Below are 22,579 nucleotides of genomic sequence, written 5' to 3' on the forward strand. Positions count from 1 at the left end.
GCGCCGGCCGCCGCTCCCGCGGACAGCAGCGGCCGCCCGTCCCACTCCCCCGAAAGTGCGAGTGGACGCGGCACGAACGCGCGATGTCCCACGACCCTCCCGGTCCCTAGCGTTGCCACGTCGGAGGAAAACGCGAACGACCGAGGAAGGGCAATGCGACTACCCTGTTCGCTGACGTGGCCACGCGCCGAGGAGCCGCGGCGCCGGTGGCGCGTGGAGGGCTGTGTGACCGCGTGCGTGACCGTCCTGCTGCTCGGGCTCTTCTGCCCGGTGGCCACCGCCCGGGAGGTGCGGCCGAGCCCCGGGGAGGTGGACCGGTTCGTCGAGCGGCACCTGGAACGCACCGGCCTGCCGGGCGCCACCGTCGCCATCACCAAGGGTGACGAGATCGTCCACACCGCCGGATACGGCCACGACTCCAACGGCGACCCGTTGACCACCGAGGCCCCGATGCGGATCGCGTCGCTGAGCAAGTCGTTCACCGCCCTGGCCGTCATGCAGCTGGTGGACAGCGGCCAGGTGGAGCTGGACCGCCCCGTGCGCGAGTACGTGCCCCGGTTCCGGCTCGCCGATGAGCGCGGCGCCGATATCACCGTCCGTCAGCTGCTCAACCAGACCTCGGGCATGTCCGACAGCACCTTCCCGGTCGCCTCCCGCCCCCAGCAGCCCGAGTCACTGAAGGAGGCCGTCGCGCAGCTGCGCGACGCCGAGCTCACCGCCGCCCCCGGGAGCGAGTGGAACTACCACAACCCCAACTACCAGGTCGCGGCGCGCCTGGTGGAGACCGTGAGCGGGACGCCGTTCCCGCGCTACCTCGACCGGGAGGTGTTCACCCCGGCGGGGATGGACTCCACCCGCGAGCGGGGGCCGCCGAGCCCGACATCCCCAGGGGCCACATCCGCGCCTACGGGATGAGCATCCCCATGCCCGAACCCAGGCACTTCAGCGCCGGCTCCGGCGGGATCGTGTCCACCGCCGACGACATGGCGCGGTGGCTGGTCCTGCAGAACAACGCGGGACGGACGGGCGACGGTGAACGCGTCGCCTCCGCGGACGCGGTGGAGGCGACGCACACGCCCTCGGCCGACGACGGCAGCTACGCCCTGGGGTGGATGAAGCGCGAGTCCGACCCGGGGGACCAGGCCCGCTCGACGCAGGTCTGGCACGGCGGGGCGATCTCCACCTACTCCTCGTACCAGTTCCTGGTCCCCGAGACCGGCTACGGCGCCGCCGTGCTGTTCAACAGCGGGATCGCCCTCAACGAGGCGGACACGTGGGCGCTGGCCGACGGACTGCTCGCGATGACCGAGGGACGGGAACCGGAACGGCACGAGTCCTCGCTGTGGAAGGTGGACGCGGTGTTCGGCGCGCTCACGGTGGCCACGGCGGCTCTCGGGGTGTGGGGCGTGCTGCGCCGCCGGAGGTGGGCGGCCAACCGGACGTGCCGCCCGAGGTGGCGGATCCCTCTCCGGTTACTCCCGTACCTGGCCCCGCCGGCGCTGCTGGCGGTGTTCCAACCCGCGGCGGACTTCCTCATGGGCGGGCGCGACGCCACCTGGACCCAGCGCTTCTACGCGATCCCCGCCGAACTGACCTTCCTCGGTGTCGCGGCGCTCGCCTCCCTGGCGGTCCTCACCGCCCGCCTCACCACCCTCGCCCGGCAGCGGCCCGCACGGGGTGAGAGGAGCGGCACGAGCGTCGAGTAGGGGTAGGGACGCCGGGGGCGAGCCCGGGGCCCGCTGTTCCGGTGGAGCTCACCGGTCCGCCCCCGCACGCGGGGCGTCGCGCCGGATCGGCAGGAGCCGCCAGTACGTGGCGCAGCGCCACGCCCACTCCGCCGGCCCGAAGCCGAACGCTCGCAACCACAGCGGGCTCCATACCAGCTGGAGTGCCAGGACGGCCGCGGCCAGCGCGGCGGCGGTGCCCCAGTGTTGCGACCCCGGCAGCCCCAGCGCGTTCCCCAGCGGAACGAACAACAGTGTGGCGCTGAGGTAGTTGGTCAGGGCCATCCGCCCCAGGGGCGCCAGCGCCGCCGACACCACCGCCCCGCCCCGGGGGAGCAGCGCCACCAGCAGGAACGCACTCGTGTAGGCGGTGGACAGGGCGAACGAGTACACCAGTCCCACACGCCGTCCCACCGCCTCCGGCACTCCCGCCGCTACCAGCCCGTATGCACCCGCGGCCGCGACCGCAGCCACCACGAGCACCAGAACCAACTGGCGGCGGCGCTCTCCCAGGCTCTCCGGAACCCCCAGCTCAGCCAGGGCGAACCCCAGCGCGAACAGCCCCGGAAGCAGCCCGAACCCGCCGACACCGGCCGCCAGGCCCAGCAGGGTGAGCCCGATCCCTGCCACGAGGGCGAGGCGGGGCGGGGCGAAGCTCAACGGCAACAGCACCACGGCACCGGCGATCGCGAACGGGAGCAGCACCTCCCCCGGTTGCAGCTGGACGTGCAGGGCTCCCAGGGCGGCGAGCACGGCCAACCGCCGCGACAGCAACACCCGCGGCCGGGCGGAGCGCCCGGCCGCCGACCTGAGGAAGATCCCGAAACCCGCCCCGAAGAGGGTGTAGAAGACCGGGTAGAAGCTGCCGTGCACGAACAGTCGGAGCCCGGCCGGCTCCCTGGCCACCACGTCCAGCATCCCCATCGTCTGCGGAATGTTGACGAAGATGATCCCGCACAGGGCGAACCCGCGCAGCGCGTCGAGCGCGCGGACACGGGTACGGGTGCGCGGGGAGGCAGCGTTTTGCACCATACGGCCACCCTTCCGGCGGAACCCGACCCACCGCATCCTCCACGAGGACCGGGCCGTATCCCTCCGTTAGGAGGGGGTGCCGCGGCCCGGAACCGACTTTCGTCGCCGTCGACGCACCGTCCGGAAGGGGGCGCCGTTCCCGGGACCGGCCCATCGGCTCGGGAGTCCCCAATGCCGGAGAGCACCCCGGCGGTCAGCGGAAACGCGAGGAGCCCCGTCCGGCGGACGCGTGCGCGGCCAGCGTCGCTCGCGACGGACAGCGTCCGCCGACCAGGGCCGCGCCCGGCGCCGGTGGAACAGCGCCGGGTCACGCGGAAACCGTTTATTCCACCGAGATCGGTTACCAGGTTTGACGCGGGAAACGCACTCGGTTGCAATATCCACAATTGCGCAACACACTCTCGGGAAACCCGAACCGAACCACCCGCCCCACTCTCACCTCGGACACCCGGAACGAGAACAACGCGAAAACACGAATACCGGCCTGTTTCCCTTCCGGATCCCCCATCGGCCGCACTATCCGTTCCGCGGCCGACCGAAGGAGGAATCGCGTGCCTCTGTCATCCCCCCGCCCCACCCCCGCACAGCGCACCGGGCTACGTACCCGCGCCACCCGCCTGCTCGCCGCGAGCGCCCTGACCCTTCCGGCCGTGTTCGCCGGTACGGCCGGGACCGCCGCCGCCGACCCCGGCGCCCCCGACATCGAGTCCCAGTGGGCCGGCGCCACCATTCCCGAGAACGAGGGTGGGGAGATCTCCCCCGACCCACCGCGCGCCGCGGCACCCAGTGGCCCCCAGGGAATCGACGTGAGCCACCACCAGGGCACCATCGACTGGTCGGCCGTCTCCGGTTCCGGAATCGACTTCGCCTACATGAAAGCCACGGAAAGCACGGGATTCGAGGACAGCGAGTTCGACCGGAATTACGTCAACTCCTACCAGAACGGAATAATCCGCGGCGCTTACCATTTCGCCCGGCCGAACCATTCCGGCGGGGTGCGACACAGGGCTATTTCATTCTCGGGTGTGGCGGGTGTAGCTGCTGGTCAGGGGAGCCTGAGAAGGTCAAGGGGACGGGTGAAGCACTCGTAGCTCACCCATCGGTAGGCCGCGGGGATACTCGCGAACCCCAGCCCTGCCAGCACCCCGATCGCCACATCGCGCAGCAGCGCCATGTTCTGCGGAGCGTTGCCTGTGCGCACCCGTGAGGCGTCCTCGCCCAAGCTCACATCGCGGATGTGGTGGCGGGCCTCGATACCCCAGTGCCCGCGCACCAGGCTCGCCAGTTCTGCGGCCGTGACGCTTTCGGCCGGCAGGCTCGTGACCAGGTAGGCGTAGCTGCGCCGGACTCTGCCCGTACAGGACTCGCGCACCCATCGATGAATACGCATCACCTGACAGGCGTGGGGAAATGCGATGCGCGGTGCGGTCAGCACCTTGGCGGTGCGCACCTCGACCCGCCCGTGGGCGTGCTCACGGGCGGCCTCCAGCACCGGCGCCTGCGCCCAGGGCAGCGCTTTGGCCTGGGAAAGCAATGTGGGCTGGTTCGCCTTGACTGTCAGCAGGTACTCAGCCCCGCGTGCGACGAGCCAGCGGGCAGTGCCGAGTTGGGTGTGCAGCGCATCGGCGCTGATCACACACCCCGTGATGTCGACGTCGGCCAGCAGGTCGGCCACGGCGGCCATCTCACTGGCCTTGTCGTCCACGCGGACCTGGGCGACGGTGCGTCCGGCCGGGGTCATCGCCTGGAGCAGATGGGCGGCCGCAGCGGTGCGGGTGGCCGAGCCGCGCAGGCTCTTGCCGTCCATGACCAGCACCGCGATCTCCTCGGCGGTGTGGAGCCGGGTGAGCGTCTGCGGGTCCAGGGCGGTGAGGACGCGGCGGATCGTGGCGGGGCTGGGCGCCTGGCGGGTGCCCAGGGCGGGGTCGGTGATGCGGGCGCCGAGCCGGGCGAGGGTGTGCTGGGGCGCGTTGGCGGCCCACTGGCCGATCGCGGCCAGGCAGCGGGCGCCGGCCAGCACCGCGCACAAACCGGTGAGGATCACGCAGCTCAGCGGGTGGCGGCGTCCCCGCCGGTCGCGGGGATCACTGTCCTCGGCGGGCAGGATCGGCGTCGCGGACGCGGCCAGGGCGGACGAGGGCATGGCAGACTGAAGGCGCAACGGAGTCCCTTGGAAGTCAGAGATGTGAGAGTCCCTGCTCTTCTAGCGGGCTCCGTTGTCGTGTGTGCGGGCTTCTTCTGGATCGCTACAGGGCTGTGACCGGCTCCGCCATCATCCGCACCCGACTTTGAAACCGCCCTGGGGTGCGACAGGCGCGTTTCTTCGTCAACAACGGCGGAGGGTGGTCCGGCGACGGCCGGACACTGCCGCCGGCCCTCGACATCGAGCACAATCCCTCCGGCGCCACCTGCTACGGCAAGAGCCAACCGGCGATGGTGGACTGGATCCGCGCCTTCAGCGACGAGGTGAAACGGTTGTCCGGGCGCTACCCGGTCATCTACACCACACAGAGCTGGTGGTCGCAGTGCACCGGGGACACCGGCGCGTTCAACCGGACCAACCCGCTGTGGATCGCGCGCTGGAGCAGTGACCCCTACCCGCTGCCGAACTGGCCCTCCCACACCATCTGGCAGTACACCTCCACGGGAAGTGTCCCCGGCGTCAGCGGCAATGTGGACCGCAACGTGTTCAACGGTTCGCGGGAACGGCTCGCGGCCTTCGCCGAGTGCTCCAACGAGAACCCCTGCTGAGGGTCTCCGGAACCGCGGCGCGGCGCCGCGCACGCCGGGCCAGCGCCCGGTTTGCGGCGCCGTGCCGCGTACCGGATGCTGGCGGCATGCTGTTCCGAGACGCGACACCGGACGACTGGCCGGCGATCTGGTCCATCCTGCGCCGCGTCGCCGCCGCCGGCGACACGTTCTGCTGGGAGACCGACATCGGCGAGGACGAGGCCCGCCGGCTGTGGTTCAAGACCCCGCCGGGGCGAACCGTCGTAGCCACCGACCCGGACGGCACGGTCCTCGGGACGGCCTACCTGGTTCCCACCCAGCGGGGACCGGGGGCGCACGTCGCCAACGCGAGCTTCGCCGTGGACCCCGCCCGGGCCGGCAGCGGCGTCGGCCGCGCGCTGGGCGGGCACGTCATCGAACAGGCGCGCGCCGACGGCTTCCGCGCGATGCAGTTCAACGCGGTCGTGGAGACCAACACCCGCGCGGTGGCGCTGTGGCGCTCCCTGGGGTTCGAGGTCCTGGCGACCGTGCCGGGGAGTTTCCACCACCCCACCGCGGGCTACGTCGGCATGCACATCATGCACCGGCGGCTGTGAGGCCGCCGGGGAGCGTCAGGACGGGGAGAAGGACGGCATCGGGAACGCCACCTCGATGTCGTTCCGGTCGAGGGAGCGTTTCAGGTGCTCGCGCAGCGAACGCCCGAGCGCCCACTGCTCCCCGGGGCGGGTGCGGGCGATGATGCGCACGGTCATCGCGCCGTTGGCGATACCGACGACACCGCTGACCTCGGGGCGGTCCAGCAGCTGGGACTCGAACTCGGGGGTCTGGGAGAAGTCCGCGATGCTCTCCTCGATGACCTCCCGGGCGCGGGAGAGGTCCACCGAGTAGGCCAGCGGCAGTTCCACCACCGCGTTGGCCCAGTCCTGGTTCATGTTGCACACCCGCATGATCTGGCCGTTGCGGATGTGCCACAGGCCGCCGTCGAGGTCGCGGATCTTGGTGATGCGCATGCCCACCTCCTCGACGGTGCCGACGGCGTCGCCCACGTCGATGACGTCGCCCACGCCGTACTGGTCCTCCACCATCATGAACATGCCGGACAGGAAGTCCTGCACCAGCCCCTGGGCGCCGAAGCCCACGGCGAGACCGAGAACGCCGGCGCTGGCCAGGATCGGGCCGAGGTTGATCCCGACCTCTCCCAGTACCATGACGAACGCGATGCCGTAGATCACGAAGGAGGCCAGGCTCCGCAGCACCGAGCTGAGCGTCTCCGCGCGGGCCTCCTGGCGCGGGTCGGCGGCTTTCTCCGGGTGGCTTATGACGTTGCGGGCGGCCTTCGTGTTGCTGAGGCGCTGCCGCGAGCTCACCATCCGTCTCACCAGTTGGGTGATGAGTCGCCCCGCCACCGCACGCGCCACCACGGCGAGGATGACGATCACGATGATGCTGGTGGCGCCGCCGAGCATGGCGCCGCTGTTGTCGGTGATCCAGTCGACGACCGGCCCCGCCTGCTCGACCGCTGCCGCCTTCTCCAGTACTAACGGCAGTGGAATGCTGACTGTCGGCACGAGTGATTCCCTTCCTCGGTTCGGAACGCGCCCCCTGTCTCGCCGCGCGCCGTGGCCGGCCCTCCATGGGCGTAACGCCGACTCTCACCCACGCGCCCGGTCGCGCTCCGTCGCGCCATGGTGCCATACGCAACGACCCGCCCGACCAGGAATGATCTATCCGACCGGCCGGGATGTGACACGGTGTTTCCCCCATGTCCGGATGATTCCGCTCACACGGGTCCGCCCCGGCAGAGGGCCGGAGGAGGGGTGCCCAGGGCGGTCGGCGGGAGGTCACGCCCGTTGCGCCGCCTCCTCGTAGGCGGGCAGGACCTCGTCGGTGGGCCCGTCCAGCACCACCTGGCCGTGGTCGAGCCACACCACCCGGTCGCAGGTCTCCCGGATGGCGGAACTGCTGTGGCTGACCAGGAAGACCGTGCTGGCGTCGGCGCGCAGTTCCCGGATGCGTTCCTGGGACTTCTGCCGGAAGGAACGGTCCCCGGTCGCCAGCGCCTCGTCGATCATCAGCACGTCGTGGTTCGCGCAGGAGGCGATGGCGAACCGCAGGCGGGCCGCCATCCCCGAGGAGTAGGTGCGCATCGGCAGCGAGGTGAAGTCCCCCGTCTCGTTGATGCCGGAGAAGGCGACGATGTCGTCGTAGTACTCGCGGACCCGTTCGCGCGGCATCCCCATGGCCAGGCAGCCGAGCACGATGTTGCGCTCCCCGCTCAGGTCCGGCATCAGAGCGGCGTTCACCCCCAGCAGGGAGGGTTGGCCCTCGGTGTAGACCCGGCCGCTGTCGGGCGGGAGCAGCCCGGCCACGGCCCGCAGCAGTGTGGACTTGCCCGAGCCGTTCGACCCGACCAGGCCGAGGGCTTCCCCCCGGTAGGCGGTGAGGCTGACCCCGCGCACCGCGTGCACGTGGGAGGAGCGTTCGGCGGACGGCCGCCGCAGCATCCGGGACAACGCCGCCGCGGCACCCCCGCCGCTGGGCCCCGTGGGGCGGGTGCGGTAGCGGACGTGCACCTCGTCCAGGACGACCGTGGGCGAGCTCTCCCCGTCCTGCCGGGGGGCGCCCGCCGGCAGGACGGCGTCGTGTTCAGGCGTGGCCATAGTCCTTCTCCGCTCTCCAGAAGTACACGAACCCGCCCACCGCGGCGACCAGTGCCCAGACCAGGGCGGTGACCCACGCGTGGGGCGGCAGGTCCGCGGCGGTGAAACTGTCGATCGCGGCGAACCGCACCAGGTCGATGTAGACCGCCGTGGGGTTCACGTCGAGCAGGGCGTGCACCGGTGCCGGCGCTCCCGCCGCCATGACGTCGATGCTGTACATCACCCCGGAGGCGTACATCCAGGTGCGCAGGACGAACGGCATCAGCTGCGCCAGGTCGGCTATCGCGCTGCCGAGCCGGGCGAACGCCAGCGCGAGCCCGGCGTTGAACAGCGACTGGAGCAGCAGCGCGGGCGCCGCCAGCAGCCACGACCACTGCGGAACCTGCCCGGTCGCCAGCAGGACCACCGTCAGCACGATCAGCGACATCAGCATCTGCCGCAGCTGGGTCAGGGTCACCGCCAGCGGCAGGGCCGCCCGGGGGAAGTGCAACGCGCGGATGAGGTCGAGGTTCCCGGAGACCGCGCGCACGCCGCGCAACACTGAGGACTGGGTGAACGTGAACACGAAGACGCCGGTGACGAGGAACGGGATGAAGTCCTCGACGCCGCGGTCGGTGCCGAGCAGCAACCCGAAGATGAGGTAGTAGACAGCGGCGTTCAGCAGGGGGGTCAGCACGTGCCAGAACTGGCCCAGCCGCGCCCCGGCGTACTTGGTGGTGGCGTGCGCGTGGGCGAACTCCCGGATGAAGTCCCGGTAGTGCCAGAGCCGCCGGACGTACTCCCCGATGCCGGGACGGGCACCGGTGTCGCTGAGGTTGTGGCGCGCCGCCAGTTCCGCCGCGGAAGGTTCCGCGCGGGCGTCGGGGCCGCTCGTTGTCGTCTGTGTGCTCACCGCGTTTGCCTTCCGTCCCGCGATCACGACAGAACGATACCGTTTCGTCGAAACGAAAGCGTATTCCGTTCGAGGACGGTACGCAACCGTTTCGTCGCTGCGCTATGCTGACCGCATGACAGACCCGGACCCCTCCAGCTCACGCCGTGCCCCCGCCGGGGCGGCCGTGCTGCAGGAAGGGGTCACGAACGCCATCCGGGGGGCGGTGTTCGCCGAGCTCGCCGCCGTCGGCTACGGGCGCATGTCGATCGAGGCCGTCGCCAAACGGGCCGGGGTCGGCAAGACCGCCATCTACCGGCGGTGGGACTCGAAGCTGCGCATGGTCATCGACGTGGTCTCCGCGGTGACCGTGCACGCCATGCCCGTGCCGGACACGGGGACACTGCGCGGCGACGTCCGGGCCCTCCTCGACACGGCGGCCCAGGCGCTGCGCCACCCGCTGGCCTCCCAGATCGTCCCCGACCTCCTCGCCGAGGCCGCCCGCAACCCCGACATCGCCCGGACCCTGGAAGCCGCGATCCGCGACACCCAGCACGACATCAGCAGCGTCCTCGTCTCCAACGCGGCCCAGCGCGGCGAGGTACCCGCCGGCACGGACCCCGAACTCGCCCTCGACCTGGTGCTGGGACCGCTGTACTGGCGGCTCGCGGTGACCCGCACCCCCGTTCCGGAGGACTACCTCGACCGGCTGGCGGCCTCGGCCGCCGCCGCCATCGCCGCCTCCGGCGCGGGAAGCTGACGCCGGAAAACCGCTCCGGGCCCGCCCGCGCGCCGTTCACCGCCCGCGGTCACTCCTGGGCGGGGTCCTCGCCGGAGGACTCCAGCATCCGCACCAGTTCCGCGCGTGCCGCGTCCACATGCTCCTCCGCTGCCGCGGCCAACCGCCCGGTATCCCGCTCGCGCAGCAGGGTGACCAGCTGCCGGTGCTCGTCCACGAGGATCCGGCGGTACTGCCGGCCGCCCAGCCGGATGCGGACGAGCTGGAACAGCCGCACCTGCGAGCGCAGCGCCTGCCAGCTGGAGCGGAGCCTGCCGTTGCCGGCGACGTCGTAGATCGCGTCGTGGAACCCGATGTCCCGGGCGAGCAGCACGTGGCCCGGCTCCCCGGCCTCCAGCCCCTCGGCCATGGCGTCCACCCGGCTGTCCAGGTCCGCCAGGTCCTCCTCCGTGCGGGTGCCGGCCGCCGTCACCGCGGCGAGGCGGTCCAGCGCGGCCCGCACCGCGTACAGTTCGTTGGCCTCGGTGACGGTGGGCTCGATGACCCGGGTCCGGCGGTGCCAGCCGCTGTGGACCAGTCCCTCGCCCTCCAGGATCGCCAACCCGCCGCGCACGGAACCGCGACTCACGTCCAGGTCGGCCGCGAGGTCGACCTCGCACAGGGCCTCGCCGGGCGCGAACGACCCGTCGAAGACGGCCTCCCGGATGCGGTCGGCGGCCTCGTGGTTCAGCCCGCGCCGACCGGCCCTGCGTACCGCTGCCCCACCCGAAGAACTCATGTCCAAATGTTGACATTTAGACATAACCGGGTCAATGTGAGACGCGCATCCGGCCACAGGATTGGAGTATCCCGCTGTGACAACGCATCCGCCCCGGTTCCACCTCGCCGTCCCCGTGGACGACCTCGACCGCGCCCGCGCGTTCTACGGAGACACGCTGGGACTGGCCGAAGGCCGCTCCGCCGAGACCTGGGTGGACTGGAACTTCCACGGACACCAGCTCGTCACCCACCTCGCCCCGGACTTCCCCCGGCAGCCCGCGGGGAACCCGGTCGACGGCCACGACGTCCCCGTCCCCCACTTCGGCCTGCTGCTGACCCCGGAGGGTTTCCACGAACTCGCCGACCGGCTGCGCGCGGCCGGCACGAACTTCGTGATCGAGCCCTACCTCCGCTTCGCCGGCGAGCCGGGCGAGCAGTGGACCATGTTCCTGCACGACCCCGCCGGGAACGCGTTGGAGTTCAAGGCGTTCGGCGACGACTCCCAGGTGTTCGCCCGATGAGCCGCGGCGTACTCGTCACCGGAGCGGCCAGAGGTATCGGCAGGGCCGTGGCCAACGCGTTCGCCCAGCGGGGCGACCGGGTCGCCGTGCACTACGGGACGCGCGCCGCCGACGCGGCGGCCACCCTGGAGGGACTCGAGGGGGACGGGCACGCTCTGGTGTCCGGCGACCTGTCCCACCCGGAGGAGGCCCGGCGGGTGGTGGAGGAGGCGTCCGCGGCACTCGGCGGGGTGGACGTCCTCGTGAACAACGCGGCCGCCAACCCGCCCCACCCCCTGCCCGATACCTCCTACGAGCAGTGGCAACGGGAGTGGCAGCACGTCATCGGGGTGAACCTGTTCGGCGCGGCGAACGTGAGCTACTGCGCGGCCCACGACATGATCGCGCGAGGGTCGGCGGGGCGCATCGTCAACGTCGGCTCCCGGGGAGCGTTCCGCGGGGAGCCGGACCATCCCGCCTACGGCGCCAGCAAGGCCGCACTGCACTCGCTGGGGCAGTCCCTGGCCGTCTCGCTGGCTCCGTACGGCATCGCGGTGGCCTCGGTCGCGCCGGGGTTCACCGCCACCGAGAGCGTCGCCCACCGGCTCGAGGGCGCGGCGCGGGCGGAGGTCGAGGCCCAGAGCCCGTTCGGGCGGGTCGCCGGCCCCGACGAGGTGGCTTCGGCGGTGCTCTACCTCGCCTCGCCCGAGGCGACGTGGAGCTCCGGGGCGATCCTGGACGTCAACGGCGCCTCCCACTTGCGGTGAGCACCGGTCTCCCCGCCGCTGTCCCGGCACGGCACTGGCGGGGAGACCGGCGTCCGGCCTAGTGTGGACGCCGGTACGTGCCCGCCCGCGCCGTCCATACGCGGGCTTCCGACGAAGGAGCACGCATTGGCGCTTCTCGCCCGCACCCTCGGTGCCGCCACGGCGGCGTTCGGCGCCGCCACCGCGCTCCGCCCCGAGCTGGTCACCGTCCCCGCCGGCCTGACCGACCGGGACGGTGCCACCGACCGGCGCACCCGGGTCCTGGTCTCCCTGATCGGTTTCCGCGACGTCGCGGTGGGCACCGCCATGGTTGCCGCCCCGCGCGGGCCGGCGCTGCGATGGCTGGTCGCCGTCCGGGCGGTATCCGACGCCGGGGACGCGGTCCTGCTCGGCAGCCGTCTGCCCCACCCGGCGGCCCGCGCCGTCTCCGTGGCGGCCGCCGGCGGCTGGGCCGCGCTCTGCGCCTACAGCGCCCGCGGCGCCCGCGAACCGAACCCCCGGTAGGGGACTCCGGATCAGGGTTTGCGGGCGACCCCGCACCGGTCGGCCACGTCGCGCGGGGTTCCCACCTCGGTGGGATCGGGCCGCCAGAACGGGGTGGGTACCGCGCCCGGTTCCACCAGCTCCAGCCCGGCGAAGAACCGGTCGATCCCCTCGGGGGTGCGCAGGTGGTAGGGCACGGAGCCGCTCTCGTTGTACTCCTCCTGCGCGGCGATGTTCGCCTCGTCGGTGGTGGTCCCGTCGCTGAGCACGAGGTAGCTGCCGCTCGGCAGGGCGGAGACGAGGCGGTCCAGGACCGTGGCCGCCTCGCTGTCGGTGAGGTGGCCCAGGATGCCCACCAGGACCAGCGCCACCGGGCGGGTGAGGTCGAGAGTGGCCGCGGCGGCGTCGAGGATCGCGCGGGGGTCGCGGATGTCGGCGTGGACGTAGTCGGTGGCACCCTCCTCACTGCCCACCAGCAGGGCCTGGGCGTGGGTGAGGATCAGCGGGTCGTTGTCCACGTAGACGACGCGGGCGCTGGGATCGGCCGCCTGGGCGACCTGGTGGGTGCTGTTCTGGGTCGGCAGGCCGGTGCCCACGTCGAGGAACTGGGAGACTCCCGCCTCCCGCACCAGGTGTGTGACGGCGCGCGTGATGAAGGCGCGGCTGGAGCGCGCGATGTCCACGATGTCGGGGAACGTCTCCCGGAACTGTTCCCCGGCGTCGCGGTCGACCTGGTAGTTGTCCTTGCCGCCGAGCCAGTAGTTCCAGATCCTGGCCGAGTGCGGCACCGTGGTGTCGATGGCGGAGGCCGCTTCCTCGGCTCCGGCGGGGGTGTGGTCCGGCATGGCTCTCCTCGTCTCGGGAATGACGGACAATCCACCCCACAACCTCGGTCCCGGTTCCGCAACCGGCCAGCGCAGACCCCGGTCCGGCTCCTCCGGATGATCGTCGGGAGGGGCCCAGCAGGTCCCAGCCGTGCTCCTCCCACCCGGGGACGAGACACTCGCGCGGCGTTCCAGGGCCTCACACGGGTTCGAGCGGGCGCCGCTCCCCCGCCGGCAGCTCCACGCCCACCGTGTCGCCGGGGCGCACGTCCCCGCCGGTGACGACGACGCCCATGATCCCGGCCTTGCGGACGACGTTGCCGTCCGCGTCGCGTCCCAGCACCGCGCGCATGAGGCCGGGTTGGAACCGGTCGAGCTGCGAGCAGGGATTGCGCAGGCCGGTCACCTCCACGACAGCCGCGCCGCCCAGACACAGCCGGGTGCCGGCGGGCAGCCCGAGCAGGTCCAGGCCCCGGGTGGTGACGTTCTCCCCCATGTCGCCCGCCGCGACGGCGAAACCGGCGGCGCGCAGCTCGTCGTGGAGCTCGGCGTGGATCAGGTGCACCTGCCGCAGGTTGGGCTGGTCGGGGTCGCGCGCCACCCGCGAGCGGTGCTGGACGGTCTGACCGGCGTGCGTGTCGCCCACCGCGCCCACACCGGCGGTGAGGCGGATACCGTCCCGGTTCTCCTTGCTGAAGACGTGCTCCGCGCTCAGACTCACCGCGGCCACGATCGCGCTCATGCTGCCCTCCGTATCCGTCGGCCCGCTCCCGGAAGGGGCCGCTACGCCGGGATCAGCCCAACACGGGACACGAGCGGGCGGGAAGCCCCCGAACGGGCGGGCGTTCGTCACTCCTCGGAGGTGGCGGCCTCCAGCCCACCGGCGCGGGAGGGTTCGTCCTGACCCGACGTGGCGTGCTGGCGCGCCAGGTCCGCCTCCTCCGCCTCGGGCAGCACCACTCCGCGCACCGTGCGCAGTCCGGTGAGCAGCTGTTCCAGGCACTGTCCGGAGAGCTGGCCGGTGAACCAGTGCTCGATGGCGGCGAGCACCTCCGGCATCAGCGCGGCGAGTTTGTCGCTGCCGCCGTCGAGGAGCCGCACGTAGTGCACGCGCCGGTCGCTCGGGTGGGGCTCCCGCGCGACCAGGCCGCGGCGTTCCAGCCGGTCGACGACCCGGGTCATACCGCTCGTCGAGGAGGCGGTCTGCCGGGCGAGGTCGGACATACGCAGCGAGGACTCGGGGCTGCGGGCGATGCGCATCAGCACGTCGAAGTCGTGGCCGGAGATGCCGTGCGCGTCGAGGACCGGGGTCAGCCGCGCGGTCACACCGGCCTGGACGTCGACGAGGAGCTCCATCGCGGTGACGCGCGGATCGTTGCACTGGCTGGTGGGACACGGGTCGTCGCACGCGGTGCTCGGGCATGGGGTGTCGCTCATCCGTCCAGAATAGCCCGCGTTTCTTCCTCGTTACACCAAATTCGTAGACAATAGTTGCAGTGCGTACTATTGTTCTGCGTACTGATGATCGGGAAGCAACAGGAGGACGGCATGAGAGCGCAACAGGAAGAAGCGGCGACGGCCGCGGCGAGCTCCCAGGAGACCTCCCGGCAGGGACGCGCCGCGAACATCGCCCTGTGGGTCGTACAGGGGCTGCTGGCCGCGGGGTTCGCCTTCGCGGGCGGGTCCAAGCTCGCCGGTGTACCGGCGATGGTGGAGACGTTCGACACGATCGGGCTGGGACAGTGGCTGCGGTACCTCACCGGCGCGCTGGAGGTCGCGGGCGCCGTGGGGCTGCTCATCCCCCTGCTGAGCGGGCTGGCCGCCCTCGGGCTGGCGGCCGTGATGGTGGGCGCCGCCATCGCCGACGTGGCCCTGCTGGGCCAGCCCCCGTTCGCCGCCTTGGCCCTGCTGGTACTCAGTGCCGTGGCCGCGTGGGGTCGGCGGGACCGCACCGCGAGCCTGGCCGCCCGGCTGCGCGGAGAACGCGGGTAGCCCGCTCCCGCGGGCGAGTGCGGGTGCGGCACCAGGAGGAACCGCGTTCCGACACCACCGGGAACGCGGCGCTCGCACCGAACACGGACCTGCGGCACGCCCGGCGGAAGGACCGCGCCGGGCGTGCCGCGGTCTCAGTCGGCGGTCTTGGCGTAGTCAGAGTCCTCGCCCCTGAACTCGTACACCACGCAGGGTTCCGTGCTGGTCACCCAGGCGTCGTGGCCCGGACCGATAACCACGACATCACCGGCGGTGATGTCCAACTCGGCGCCGTCATCCATCCGGATATGCAGCGCACCCGCTTCCACGAACAGCCTGTGCGGGAAGCGGCAGCTCTCCGTTCCGGCCAACGGCCGCACCGACTCGGACCACCTCCAGCCCGGCTGGAACACGGCCCGGGCGAACTCCATGTCGGCGACCGTGACGAGTTCCAGCCTGCCCCGGTCGAACTCGCGGACCTCGTCCGGAACGGCCATGGACTTCTTACTGAGGTCAGTGGCTGTGAGCATGGCAGCCTCCCCGTTTCTCGAACCGACTCTCCTCGCGGAACGTCTCTTCCGCAGGGCCGGAGAGGGGGGCGGCGCGCAACCGCGCCCAGTCTCACGGGGTTGACATTCTCCCGCCAGCGTAAACCCGCGGTGCGCTTCATCACAGGGGTAGGCCCGGTCGGGAACCAGGGCCCGTGGAACACCGCTCCCCGCCAGTCGGCCCGCGTCCCGGAACTCTTCTCAGCGCCGGGTTCCGCCTGACGGGCGCCGGTTCCGCCGCGCGGCGTGCCCACCGAACAGAACCTAGGATCGGAAGGGACACAGGCCGAGCGAGGAGTCCCGTTCCAGATGAGCAGTTCCGGTTCCGCCCGTCGCCCCACCATCGGGGACGTCGCCACGGCCGCCGGCGTCTCCCGGACCACCGTCTCCCACGCGTTGAACGGCCTGGGCAAGGTGGACCCCAACACCCGGGACCGGGTGAAACGGGTGGCCTCCGAACTGGGTTACCGGCCCAACCTGCGGGCGCAGCGGCTGCGCACCGGGCAGGCGCGGACCATCGCGCTCGCGTCCTCCATGCCGCTCGCGGTCGCCGGCGGCCCCTCCCGGCTCGGTTTCTACATGGAGGTGGCGGCGGCGGCCGCGGAGTACGCCCTCACCCAGGACTACTCGCTGGTGCTGGTGCCGCCGTCCCGCTCCGCCTCCGACGTGGGGTCCGTCGACGTCGACGGGGCCATCCTCGTCGAACCGGAGCAGGACGACCCGGTGGCGGCGCAGCTCCACGAGCGGGGGCTGCCCTTCGTCACCATCGGCCGCCAGATCGGTGCACCCCCCGGCATCCCCTACGTCGACCTGCACGGCGGCGCCGTCGCCGAGCTGCTGTTGGCGCACCTGCGCGAGCAGGGCGCCCGCCACCCGGCCCTCATCACCGGTTCGGGCACGCGCCACTCCTACGTGGACAGCCGCTCCCGCGCCACCGACGGCGGCCACGCCGAGACGCTCACCACCGCCGCGGAATCCGGCGGAGAGCAGGCGGGCTACGAGGCGTGCTCACAGCTGTTGGACCGGCACCCCGAGACCGACGCCGTCTGCGTCCTGGTGGACGCGTTCGCCGTGGGGGCGATGCGCGCCCTCGCCGACCGCGGGTTGCGGGTGCCGTCCGACGTCATGGTCGCCACCCGCTACAACGGGATCCGCGCGCAGACCTGCGACCCCCCGCTCACCGCGGTGGACCTGCACCTGGACGTCGCCGCCGCCGAGGCCGTGGAACTGCTGCTGGCGCGGCTGCGCGGCGAGGACGACGCGGCGGCGGCCGAGACCCCACCGCCGCGCCTCGTCCCCCGGGCGTCCTCACTGCGCCTCACATCCCCAGCATGAGCACCACCCCCGACACCAGGGCGAAACCGAGCACGAACACCCGCATCCGGGAGGCGTCGATGAACCGGTGGGCGAACCGGCTCACCACCACACCGGCCACCACCGCGGGAAGGATCAGCAGCGTCGGCCGCAGGAGCTCCGTTCCTCCCTGCCCCGTGCTGAGCAGCATCGCCAGCGACACGACCTCGCCGACGAGGAAGCACAGCGCCACCGTGGCGCGCAGCTCGCTCGGCGGCCGGTGCTGGTACACCAGCGCGAGCGGGGGGCCGCCCACCCCGGTGGTGGTCTCGGTGAGGCCGGTGATGACCCCCGCGCCCATGTAGGCCCCCCGGCCCGGGGTGAACGCCGGGGCCGCGACGCTGGCCAGCGCCGCCAGGACCGTGGCCAGCCCCACCACCATCCCCAGGTGGCGTTCGGGGATGACGAGCAGCAGCAGGGAACCGCCGGGTGTGGCGGCGATCCGCGCGACCGATATCCACGCGGCGCCGCGCAGGTCCAGCGCGCCCCGTTCGCGCAGCATTATGTAGAGGTTGAGGGGGATCATCGCCGCCAGCAGCATCACCGGCAGCAGGCCCGGGTTCAGGAGGCCGGCCACCGGCGCCACGATGAGCGCGAACCCCAGACCGCTCGCCCCCTGCACGAACGCCGCCACGGCGACCACGGCGGCCAGGAGAAGCAGCGCGCTCGCGCTCATGCTCGCTCCCCCCGGCTCTCGGACGCTCGCCCGCGGAAGGGGCGGTGGTGTGTGGACACCGGGTGGGTACGGGTGATGGGCGCCTCCTCCACCACCCGCTGCCCGACCTCGGCGGCCCGCTCCACCAGCTCCGGCCCGTCCCAGGAGCGCGGCCATCCCCGCCACAGGCACAGCCGGCCGGCGACGACGGTGGCGGTGATCTGGTCCCGCCCGGCGAGCCGGACCAGCTCCCACGGTGTGTCCCAGGACGGGCGCATCTCCGGTCCGGTGATGTCGAGCAGCAGGAAGTCGGCCGCTCTGCCCTCTACGACCTCGCCCGTGGCCCCGCCCAGGCCGACCGCCTCCGCGGAGAGCCGCGTCCCGTGGTCCAGCCAGGTCCATCCGCCCCCGCAGGAGGGGTCGCCGTCGGCGAGCCCGTGGGTGAGGCGCTGGGCGAACTCGGCGGCGTCGACCAGCCGGAACGCGTCCCCGCGTGTTCCGTCGGTGCCCAGGCCGAACCGGATGCCCTGTTCGGCCATGGCGCCGGCCCGCGCCACCGCGTTCCCCTTCCACGCGCTGGCGACCGGGTTGTAGCTGACCGCGGCTCCGCTGTCGCGCAGCAGTCCCAGCTCGCCCGGGGTGAGCAGCGTGGCGTGCGCGGCGAGCAGCTGCGGGCCCACCGCCCCCACCGCGTGCAGGTACTCCAGCGGGCGCATCCCGTGCTGGACCAGGGAACGTTCGACCGCCGCCAGGTGCTCGTTGACGTGGACCTGCACCACCGTGCCCGCCTCGGCCGCCATCCGGCCGGTGGTGCGCAGCGTCCGCTCCGTGGCGACCTCCGGGATGGAGACCGCCAGGGTGGGGTGGACGAGGTCCGCACCGGTGTAGCGGGAGAGGTGCTTCTCCGCTCCGGCGAGGACCGTTCCGGTGTCCACGGCGGTCTTGCCCTCCGGGGACAGGTCGTTGCAGACGAGCCCCAGGACGCACCGGATTCCGGTGTCCCGCGCGGCCGCCGCGAGAACGTCGGTGTCCACCGGTGCCCGGGTGCCGGCGTCGGTGACGGTGGTGAAACCTCCCCGAAGCGCCTCCAGGCAGGCGAGTTTCGCCGCGAGGTAGGCGCTCTCCTCGTCGAGGGCACCCTCCAGCGGCAGCCACACGCGGCGGAAGATCTCGGAGGGTTCCCCGAACGCCAGGGAGGTGCCGAAGCTCTGGGTGAGGTGGTGGTGCGCGTCGACGAAGCCGGGCATGAGCAGCTGGCCGTGGAGGGGAACCGGGCTCAGGTGGGGGTAGCGGTCGCACAACAGCCGCGCCGGCCCGACCGCGTGGAAGCGGCCGTCGGCCACGACCACGGCGTGGTCGCGCACCGGCCCCTCCGGCAGCAGGAGGAGTTCCGGAAGCAGAAGGCGGGTTCCGTCTTCCAGGGATTCGGGGTTCAGGGTGTGCATCATCCTTCTTTCTGGTTGCCGCGTCGCTGGATACCGGTGACGGCGTCTAGGTCCTGTTTTTGGGCGCTGTTCGTCGCGGGCGGCGCCTCCGGTGCCGCCCGGCACGGCCGGTCAGGGAGGCGGAGCGGACCCTCCGCCGACCGGCGGGAACACCGCCGGGCGGTGTGCCGGAGCGGCGCGCAGCAGGACAAGCGTCCGAAAACAGGACCTAGACCTCCGCCGCCGGCGTGGGGGTTCTCCGGGAGGCCAGACGGGGGCGGACGTGGTGGAAGAGGGCGTTCAGCACGGCGGCGGTGATCGCGCCCACCGCGACGCCGCTCTCCAGCAGTATCCGCGCGTTGTCGGGGAAGTTCGCGTACACGTCCGGGACGAGGATCGGGAGCAGTCCCAGGGAGAGGGCCACGGCCGCGATGAAGGTGTTGGTGTGGTCGTCCAGGTCGGCGCGGGCGAGTGTCTGGACGCCCAGCACGGTGATGACGCCGAAGACCACCATCGCCGTCCCGCCGACCACGGCCGAGGGGATGGTGCTGATGAGGCCGGTGACGGGGGCGCAGAAACCGATGAGGATCAGGATGAGGCCGGCGGCCACGGTGACGAAGCGGCTGCGCACCCCGGTCACCCGGACGATGCCGATGTTCTCTCCGCTGGTGACCATGAGGGGGAGTCCGAAGACCCCGCCGGACAGCGAGACGATCGCGTCGCCGCGGATGGTCTTGGGGGCGTCGCGGCGCGCGTCGACCTCCTTGCCGACGGTCTCGGCGTTGATGACGGTCTGGCCGGTGGCCTCGGCCATGGAGGCGAGGCTGTAGATCAGCAGCGGCAGGGACGCCATGAGGCTGAACTCGGGGGCGCCGAACGGGAGGGGCTGGGGCACCTGCAGGAGCCCGCCCGAACCTCCCGGGGCGGTGCCCACGGCGCCGAGCGCGAACGCCAGCGCTGTTCCCGCCGCCATGCCCAGCATCACCGCGAGCTGGCGCAGCACCCCGGAGAAGACCAGGTAGAGCAGCACGGTGAAGCCGATGGTGGCCATGCCGAGCAGGAGGTTGCGCGGGTCGCCGAACTCGGCGGTTCCCGGCTCTCCGGTGACCAGGAGCGCGCCCACTTTCACGAGGTTCACGCCCACGATGGTGATCATCGTCCCGATGACGAGCCTCGGGAAGAAGCGCAGCAGGCGGGAGAAGAGGGGGAGCACGACGAAGTAGAAGACTCCGGTGATCAGTACCGCGCCGGTGGCGGTCCGCGGACCGTGCTGCTCGGCGATGGCCAGGAACAGCACGAGGGGCGCGCCGCCCGGCAGCATCACGAAGGGCAGCCGCGCCCCGAGCTTCCACGGGCCCAGCGACTGCAGCAGGGATCCCAGCCCGGAGAGGAGGAAGGCGGCCGACAGGAGGTTGACGGTGAGGTCGGTGTCCAGGCCGAGCGTGGCGCTGACGAGGAAGACACTGGAGATGGGAGTGGCGGCCATGACCAGGACGTGCTGGAGGCCGAAGAGGAGCATCCGGTGCAGGGGGCGGTACTGGTCGACGGGATGGGGGGTTGCGGAGGTGGTTCCGGTGGTCATGGTCGAGCCCTCCGTTCGGCTCGCGCCAGGGGCGCTGGGAAACTGACCTTCCGATAGCGTCCTGTTCTGCGACAAATCGATTTGGCCAAATCGATTTGGTAAGTATGTGGCAGCCCTCACCCCCACGTCAAGGAGGGGAAAGGGACCCGACGCCCGGTTCCGACCGCGGGAGGGGCTCCCCGGAACCTGGGGAAACCAGCGCCCAGCCCGGGACACCCCCGTCAGTCGCACCCCGAGCGCGTGCGACGCGATCCGGTGAACAACGCGGACGGCACCCACCGCACCGCAGCCGTGCCAGAGGCCCCAGACGAAGGCGCGCGCTGGACCACCCGGCGACGGCCAGGCCACACTTCAGCGACTCGGTGCGGACCGCCCGCCATGGAGGAGCACCCGTGTTCCGGCCCCACGGCACCCGCCGACTAACACAGGAAGAAGAAAAATACAAAACCCAATGGAAAGCAGACGCCACACGGAAATAGGACGGACTTGAATCACAGAGGGAAGAATATTTCCAATCGTCACCTGAAATATCCGAACTTCAAAATAAAACCATACAACCACACCGAAGAAAAATAGCATCGCACACAACACCGACCGCAAACCCAACAACAGAACCAAAAACCACACGCCAACCAACAAAAACAACCGGATGGATTCGGCACAAAAACAGAAGTATTGTTTTTGACAGGGATCCGTGCTAGAATAAAATCACCCGACCGGAAAACGAAAACCAGAGGACCATCAGGAAAAGAATATTCTCGACAAGATGAACCTCCCGATGGATCGCTCACCCAAGAGAAGCACCCGCAGTTCCGGAGAGAGGGAAACGAACTGCCCGGCGAAGCACAAGAACCACAGTCGCCCACAATTCACTCCTGTCATCACCGAACAACACTGCCGTATCCCACTGGTCCGCCTCGTCGATGGGAAACACGATGACCGGAACACACGACGGACAGTTCGAGGGCCGAACCGTACTGGTCACCGGCGCGGCACGGGGAATCGGGCGCCTGATAGCCAAGAGCTTCGCCGAACGCGGAGCACATGTCATCATCAACTGGTTCCATGCCAAGTCCGGGGCCGATTCGACGCTTGCGGAGATCACGGACTCCGGGTACTCAGCGGAGCTGGCACGCGCGTCCGTGGCGAAACAGGACGACGTCCGTTGGATGTTCGAATCGATCCGCGAACGGCACGGCGGTCTCGATGTCCTGGTCAACAATGCCGCCGTCGGATCGTTCCGTCCAGTGGACGCGCTCACGGAGAAAGAGTGGGACCGCGCTCTCAACACGAGCTTCCACGGCCTCCGATGGTGTTGCCAGGAGGCGTTTCCCCTGATGACCAGCCGAGGCGGCGGCACGATCGTCAACATGTCGCCCATCGGCGCGCGGTTCGTGATCGGTAACTACGCGAAGCCTGGGCGTGGCGAAGGCAGCGGTCGAAGCGTACACACGCTATATCGCAAGCGAGTGCGCCACACGCGGCATCAGGGCGAACACGGCCTCCGCCAGCTTCGTGGATGGCCCGATCATCGACCGGTTTCCGGAGGCGGACAAGCTGCGGGACACCACAACCAGAGCCGCACCCCACGGGAAAGCTCGTCCCCGCCGAGGACCTCTGCTCCGTCGTCCTGTTCCTGGCCTCGGAAGAGTCCCGGAGCCTGACCGGACAGACCATTCTCGTGGACGGTGGACTGTCGACAGGATCGGCGTTGCTCTCCCTCTCACCGCATGGACGACCATGAGAGCGGAACGCCCCTTTCCACCGGCCTGCTCTTCGCCCCGAGGTAGCAGTCGTTCCAGGATCGATAGCACGGAGAAGCGCGGGACGCAGCAGAGGCGCAGGGAAGAGCTCCCGACCGGTCATCCCAGACCGCCCCTGATGACTCCGAACACCACTACGCTGATTTCACACCCCCGCACCGGCATTCCGGAAACACCCGGAACACGGATCAGAG

Annotated in this window: 23 protein-coding genes and 3 pseudogenes; 13 read left to right on the top strand and 13 right to left on the bottom strand. The window is 71.0% G+C overall.

Annotated elements, in window-relative coordinates; translation table 11 throughout:
* Nucleotides 1-153: 153 nt before the first annotated feature.
* Nucleotides 154-1,706: pseudogene (locus FHX37_RS23695) on the top strand (serine hydrolase domain-containing protein).
* Between the two features lie 48 nt (nt 1,707-1,754).
* On the opposite strand, the gene FHX37_RS16895 reads toward FHX37_RS23695, so the two are convergent.
* On the bottom strand, nt 1,755-2,756 hold the full coding sequence (locus tag FHX37_RS16895; protein ID WP_141924801.1) for a DUF418 domain-containing protein: 1,002 nt from the start codon (nt 2,754-2,756) through the stop codon (nt 1,755-1,757).
* Between the two features lie 551 nt (nt 2,757-3,307).
* On the opposite strand from FHX37_RS16895, the gene FHX37_RS16900 reads away from it, so the two are divergent.
* A complete protein-coding gene (locus tag FHX37_RS16900) occupies nt 3,308-3,847 on the top strand; it encodes a glycoside hydrolase family 25 protein (protein WP_211351858.1) in 540 nt (179 codons plus the stop codon).
* Here FHX37_RS16900 and FHX37_RS16905 read toward each other — a convergent pair.
* Complete coding sequence (locus FHX37_RS16905) at nt 3,802-4,899, bottom strand: ISAs1 family transposase (protein ID WP_141925324.1); 1,098 nt, start codon at nt 4,897-4,899, stop codon at nt 3,802-3,804. The genes FHX37_RS16900 and FHX37_RS16905 overlap by 46 nt on opposite strands.
* Nucleotides 4,900-5,060: 161 nt before the next feature.
* Here FHX37_RS16905 and FHX37_RS16910 point away from each other — a divergent pair, with 161 nt between their 5' ends.
* Together FHX37_RS16910 and FHX37_RS16915 are read left to right on the top strand one after the other, a co-directional pair.
* Nucleotides 5,061-5,507 carry a GH25 family lysozyme gene (locus tag FHX37_RS16910; protein WP_141924802.1) on the top strand — a complete coding sequence of 149 codons (447 nt, stop codon included), beginning with the start codon at nt 5,061-5,063 and terminating at the stop codon, nt 5,505-5,507.
* A gap of 86 nt (nt 5,508-5,593) precedes the next feature.
* Nucleotides 5,594-6,082 carry a GNAT family N-acetyltransferase gene (locus FHX37_RS16915; RefSeq protein WP_246062328.1) on the top strand — a complete coding sequence of 163 codons (489 nt, stop codon included), beginning with the start codon at nt 5,594-5,596 and terminating at the stop codon, nt 6,080-6,082.
* 15 nt (nt 6,083-6,097) lie between these two features.
* Here the strand turns inward: FHX37_RS16915 and FHX37_RS16920 are convergent, their stop codons facing one another.
* From FHX37_RS16920 to FHX37_RS16930, 3 genes are all read right to left on the bottom strand, one after another.
* Nucleotides 6,098-7,054 carry a mechanosensitive ion channel family protein gene (locus FHX37_RS16920; protein ID WP_246062329.1) on the bottom strand — a complete coding sequence of 319 codons (957 nt, stop codon included), beginning with the start codon at nt 7,052-7,054 and terminating at the stop codon, nt 6,098-6,100.
* Between the two features lie 273 nt (nt 7,055-7,327).
* Nucleotides 7,328-8,146 carry an ABC transporter ATP-binding protein gene (locus FHX37_RS16925; RefSeq protein WP_141924803.1) on the bottom strand — a complete coding sequence of 273 codons (819 nt, stop codon included), beginning with the start codon at nt 8,144-8,146 and terminating at the stop codon, nt 7,328-7,330.
* Nucleotides 8,133-9,038 carry an ABC transporter permease gene (locus FHX37_RS16930; RefSeq protein WP_141924804.1) on the bottom strand — a complete coding sequence of 302 codons (906 nt, stop codon included), beginning with the start codon at nt 9,036-9,038 and terminating at the stop codon, nt 8,133-8,135. Before FHX37_RS16930 ends, FHX37_RS16925 begins: the two co-directional genes overlap by 14 nt.
* Nucleotides 9,039-9,153: 115 nt before the next feature.
* Between FHX37_RS16930 and FHX37_RS16935 the strand changes: the two genes are divergently transcribed.
* Complete coding sequence (locus FHX37_RS16935; protein ID WP_141924805.1) at nt 9,154-9,777, top strand: TetR/AcrR family transcriptional regulator; 624 nt, start codon at nt 9,154-9,156, stop codon at nt 9,775-9,777.
* A 49-nt stretch (nt 9,778-9,826) separates the two neighbouring features.
* On the opposite strand, the gene FHX37_RS16940 is transcribed toward FHX37_RS16935, so the two are convergent.
* The gene (locus tag FHX37_RS16940; protein WP_141924806.1) at nt 9,827-10,534 is read right to left on the bottom strand and encodes a GntR family transcriptional regulator; all 708 of its coding nucleotides are present in this window, start codon (nt 10,532-10,534) and stop codon (nt 9,827-9,829) included.
* Between the two features lie 76 nt (nt 10,535-10,610).
* On the opposite strand from FHX37_RS16940, the gene FHX37_RS16945 reads away from it, so the two are divergent.
* From FHX37_RS16945 to FHX37_RS16955, 3 genes are all read left to right on the top strand, one after another.
* A complete protein-coding gene (locus tag FHX37_RS16945) occupies nt 10,611-11,036 on the top strand; it encodes a VOC family protein (RefSeq protein WP_141924807.1) in 426 nt (141 codons plus the stop codon).
* Nucleotides 11,033-11,782 carry an SDR family NAD(P)-dependent oxidoreductase gene (locus FHX37_RS16950; protein ID WP_141924808.1) on the top strand — a complete coding sequence of 250 codons (750 nt, stop codon included), beginning with the start codon at nt 11,033-11,035 and terminating at the stop codon, nt 11,780-11,782. Before FHX37_RS16945 ends, FHX37_RS16950 begins: the two co-directional genes overlap by 4 nt.
* 126 nt (nt 11,783-11,908) lie before the next feature.
* Complete coding sequence (locus tag FHX37_RS16955) at nt 11,909-12,286, top strand: hypothetical protein (RefSeq protein WP_141924809.1); 378 nt, start codon at nt 11,909-11,911, stop codon at nt 12,284-12,286.
* 11 nt (nt 12,287-12,297) lie between these two features.
* On the opposite strand, the gene FHX37_RS16960 is transcribed toward FHX37_RS16955, so the two are convergent.
* From FHX37_RS16960 to FHX37_RS16970, 3 genes are all read right to left on the bottom strand, one after another.
* Nucleotides 12,298-13,110, bottom strand: coding sequence for an SAM-dependent methyltransferase (locus FHX37_RS16960; protein ID WP_141924810.1), 813 nt, complete (start codon nt 13,108-13,110; stop codon nt 12,298-12,300).
* 178 nt (nt 13,111-13,288) lie between these two features.
* A complete protein-coding gene (locus FHX37_RS16965; RefSeq protein ID WP_141924811.1) occupies nt 13,289-13,831 on the bottom strand; it encodes an MOSC domain-containing protein in 543 nt (180 codons plus the stop codon).
* A 107-nt stretch (nt 13,832-13,938) separates the two neighbouring features.
* Complete coding sequence (locus FHX37_RS16970; protein WP_141924812.1) at nt 13,939-14,526, bottom strand: MarR family winged helix-turn-helix transcriptional regulator; 588 nt, start codon at nt 14,524-14,526, stop codon at nt 13,939-13,941.
* A 111-nt stretch (nt 14,527-14,637) separates the two neighbouring features.
* On the opposite strand from FHX37_RS16970, the gene FHX37_RS16975 reads away from it, so the two are divergent.
* The gene (locus FHX37_RS16975; RefSeq protein ID WP_141924813.1) at nt 14,638-15,081 is read left to right on the top strand and encodes a DoxX family protein; all 444 of its coding nucleotides are present in this window, start codon (nt 14,638-14,640) and stop codon (nt 15,079-15,081) included.
* Nucleotides 15,082-15,215: 134 nt separating this feature from the next.
* On the opposite strand, the gene FHX37_RS16980 is transcribed toward FHX37_RS16975, so the two are convergent.
* A complete protein-coding gene (locus tag FHX37_RS16980; RefSeq protein ID WP_141924814.1) occupies nt 15,216-15,590 on the bottom strand; it encodes a cupin domain-containing protein in 375 nt (124 codons plus the stop codon).
* Nucleotides 15,591-15,917: 327 nt separating this feature from the next.
* Here FHX37_RS16980 and FHX37_RS16985 point away from each other — a divergent pair, with 327 nt between their 5' ends.
* Nucleotides 15,918-16,943 carry a LacI family DNA-binding transcriptional regulator gene (locus FHX37_RS16985; protein ID WP_141924815.1) on the top strand — a complete coding sequence of 342 codons (1,026 nt, stop codon included), beginning with the start codon at nt 15,918-15,920 and terminating at the stop codon, nt 16,941-16,943.
* Here FHX37_RS16985 and FHX37_RS16990 read toward each other — a convergent pair.
* The 3 genes from FHX37_RS16990 to FHX37_RS17000 form a co-directional block, all read right to left on the bottom strand.
* Entirely contained in the window at nt 16,927-17,637 is a 711-nt protein-coding gene (locus FHX37_RS16990) for a sulfite exporter TauE/SafE family protein (protein WP_141924816.1), read from the bottom strand. The two genes, FHX37_RS16985 and FHX37_RS16990, sit on opposite strands and share 17 nt — an antisense overlap.
* The gene (locus tag FHX37_RS16995) at nt 17,634-19,064 is read right to left on the bottom strand and encodes an amidohydrolase family protein (protein WP_246062330.1); all 1,431 of its coding nucleotides are present in this window, start codon (nt 19,062-19,064) and stop codon (nt 17,634-17,636) included. Before FHX37_RS16995 ends, FHX37_RS16990 begins: the two co-directional genes overlap by 4 nt.
* A 205-nt stretch (nt 19,065-19,269) precedes the next feature.
* Nucleotides 19,270-20,622 carry a uracil-xanthine permease family protein gene (locus FHX37_RS17000; RefSeq protein ID WP_211351859.1) on the bottom strand — a complete coding sequence of 451 codons (1,353 nt, stop codon included), beginning with the start codon at nt 20,620-20,622 and terminating at the stop codon, nt 19,270-19,272.
* 935 nt (nt 20,623-21,557) lie between these two features.
* Here FHX37_RS17000 and FHX37_RS24135 point away from each other — a divergent pair.
* The 3 genes and pseudogenes from FHX37_RS24135 to FHX37_RS24145 all read left to right on the top strand — a co-directional run.
* Nucleotides 21,558-22,022, top strand: a pseudogene (locus FHX37_RS24135) (SDR family NAD(P)-dependent oxidoreductase); the annotation flags it as partial.
* 22 nt (nt 22,023-22,044) lie between these two features.
* Nucleotides 22,045-22,137 (top strand): annotated as a pseudogene (locus FHX37_RS24140) (SDR family oxidoreductase); the annotation flags it as partial.
* 4 nt (nt 22,138-22,141) lie between these two features.
* Entirely contained in the window at nt 22,142-22,366 is a 225-nt protein-coding gene (locus FHX37_RS24145; RefSeq protein WP_141924818.1) for an SDR family oxidoreductase, read from the top strand.
* Nucleotides 22,367-22,579: the final 213 nt, after the last annotated feature.

It is taken from the genome of Haloactinospora alba, from assembly GCF_006717075.1.
GTDB lineage: Bacteria > Actinomycetota > Actinomycetes > Streptosporangiales > Streptosporangiaceae > Haloactinospora > Haloactinospora alba.

Coding starts and splice junctions, on each gene's coding strand:
- FHX37_RS16895 (WP_141924801.1), bottom strand. CDS start 2,756: ATGGTGCAAAACGCTGCCTCCCCGCGCACCCGTACCCGTGTCCGCGCG.
- FHX37_RS16905 (WP_141925324.1), bottom strand. CDS start 4,899: ATGCCCTCGTCCGCCCTGGCCGCGTCCGCGACGCCGATCCTGCCCGCC.
- FHX37_RS16915 (WP_246062328.1), top strand. CDS start 5,594: ATGCTGTTCCGAGACGCGACACCGGACGACTGGCCGGCGATCTGGTCC.
- FHX37_RS16925 (WP_141924803.1), bottom strand. CDS start 8,146: ATGGCCACGCCTGAACACGACGCCGTCCTGCCGGCGGGCGCCCCCCGG.
- FHX37_RS16935 (WP_141924805.1), top strand. CDS start 9,154: ATGACAGACCCGGACCCCTCCAGCTCACGCCGTGCCCCCGCCGGGGCG.
- FHX37_RS16940 (WP_141924806.1), bottom strand. CDS start 10,534: ATGAGTTCTTCGGGTGGGGCAGCGGTACGCAGGGCCGGTCGGCGCGGG.
- FHX37_RS16950 (WP_141924808.1), top strand. CDS start 11,033: ATGAGCCGCGGCGTACTCGTCACCGGAGCGGCCAGAGGTATCGGCAGG.
- FHX37_RS16960 (WP_141924810.1), bottom strand. CDS start 13,110: ATGCCGGACCACACCCCCGCCGGAGCCGAGGAAGCGGCCTCCGCCATC.
- FHX37_RS16965 (WP_141924811.1), bottom strand. CDS start 13,831: ATGAGCGCGATCGTGGCCGCGGTGAGTCTGAGCGCGGAGCACGTCTTC.
- FHX37_RS16970 (WP_141924812.1), bottom strand. CDS start 14,526: ATGAGCGACACCCCATGCCCGAGCACCGCGTGCGACGACCCGTGTCCC.
- FHX37_RS16975 (WP_141924813.1), top strand. CDS start 14,638: ATGAGAGCGCAACAGGAAGAAGCGGCGACGGCCGCGGCGAGCTCCCAG.
- FHX37_RS16980 (WP_141924814.1), bottom strand. CDS start 15,590: ATGCTCACAGCCACTGACCTCAGTAAGAAGTCCATGGCCGTTCCGGAC.
- FHX37_RS16985 (WP_141924815.1), top strand. CDS start 15,918: ATGAGCAGTTCCGGTTCCGCCCGTCGCCCCACCATCGGGGACGTCGCC.
- FHX37_RS16990 (WP_141924816.1), bottom strand. CDS start 17,637: ATGAGCGCGAGCGCGCTGCTTCTCCTGGCCGCCGTGGTCGCCGTGGCG.
- FHX37_RS16995 (WP_246062330.1), bottom strand. CDS start 19,064: ATGATGCACACCCTGAACCCCGAATCCCTGGAAGACGGAACCCGCCTT.
- FHX37_RS17000 (WP_211351859.1), bottom strand. CDS start 20,622: ATGACCACCGGAACCACCTCCGCAACCCCCCATCCCGTCGACCAGTAC.
- FHX37_RS24145 (WP_141924818.1), top strand. CDS start 22,142: ATGGCCCGATCATCGACCGGTTTCCGGAGGCGGACAAGCTGCGGGACA.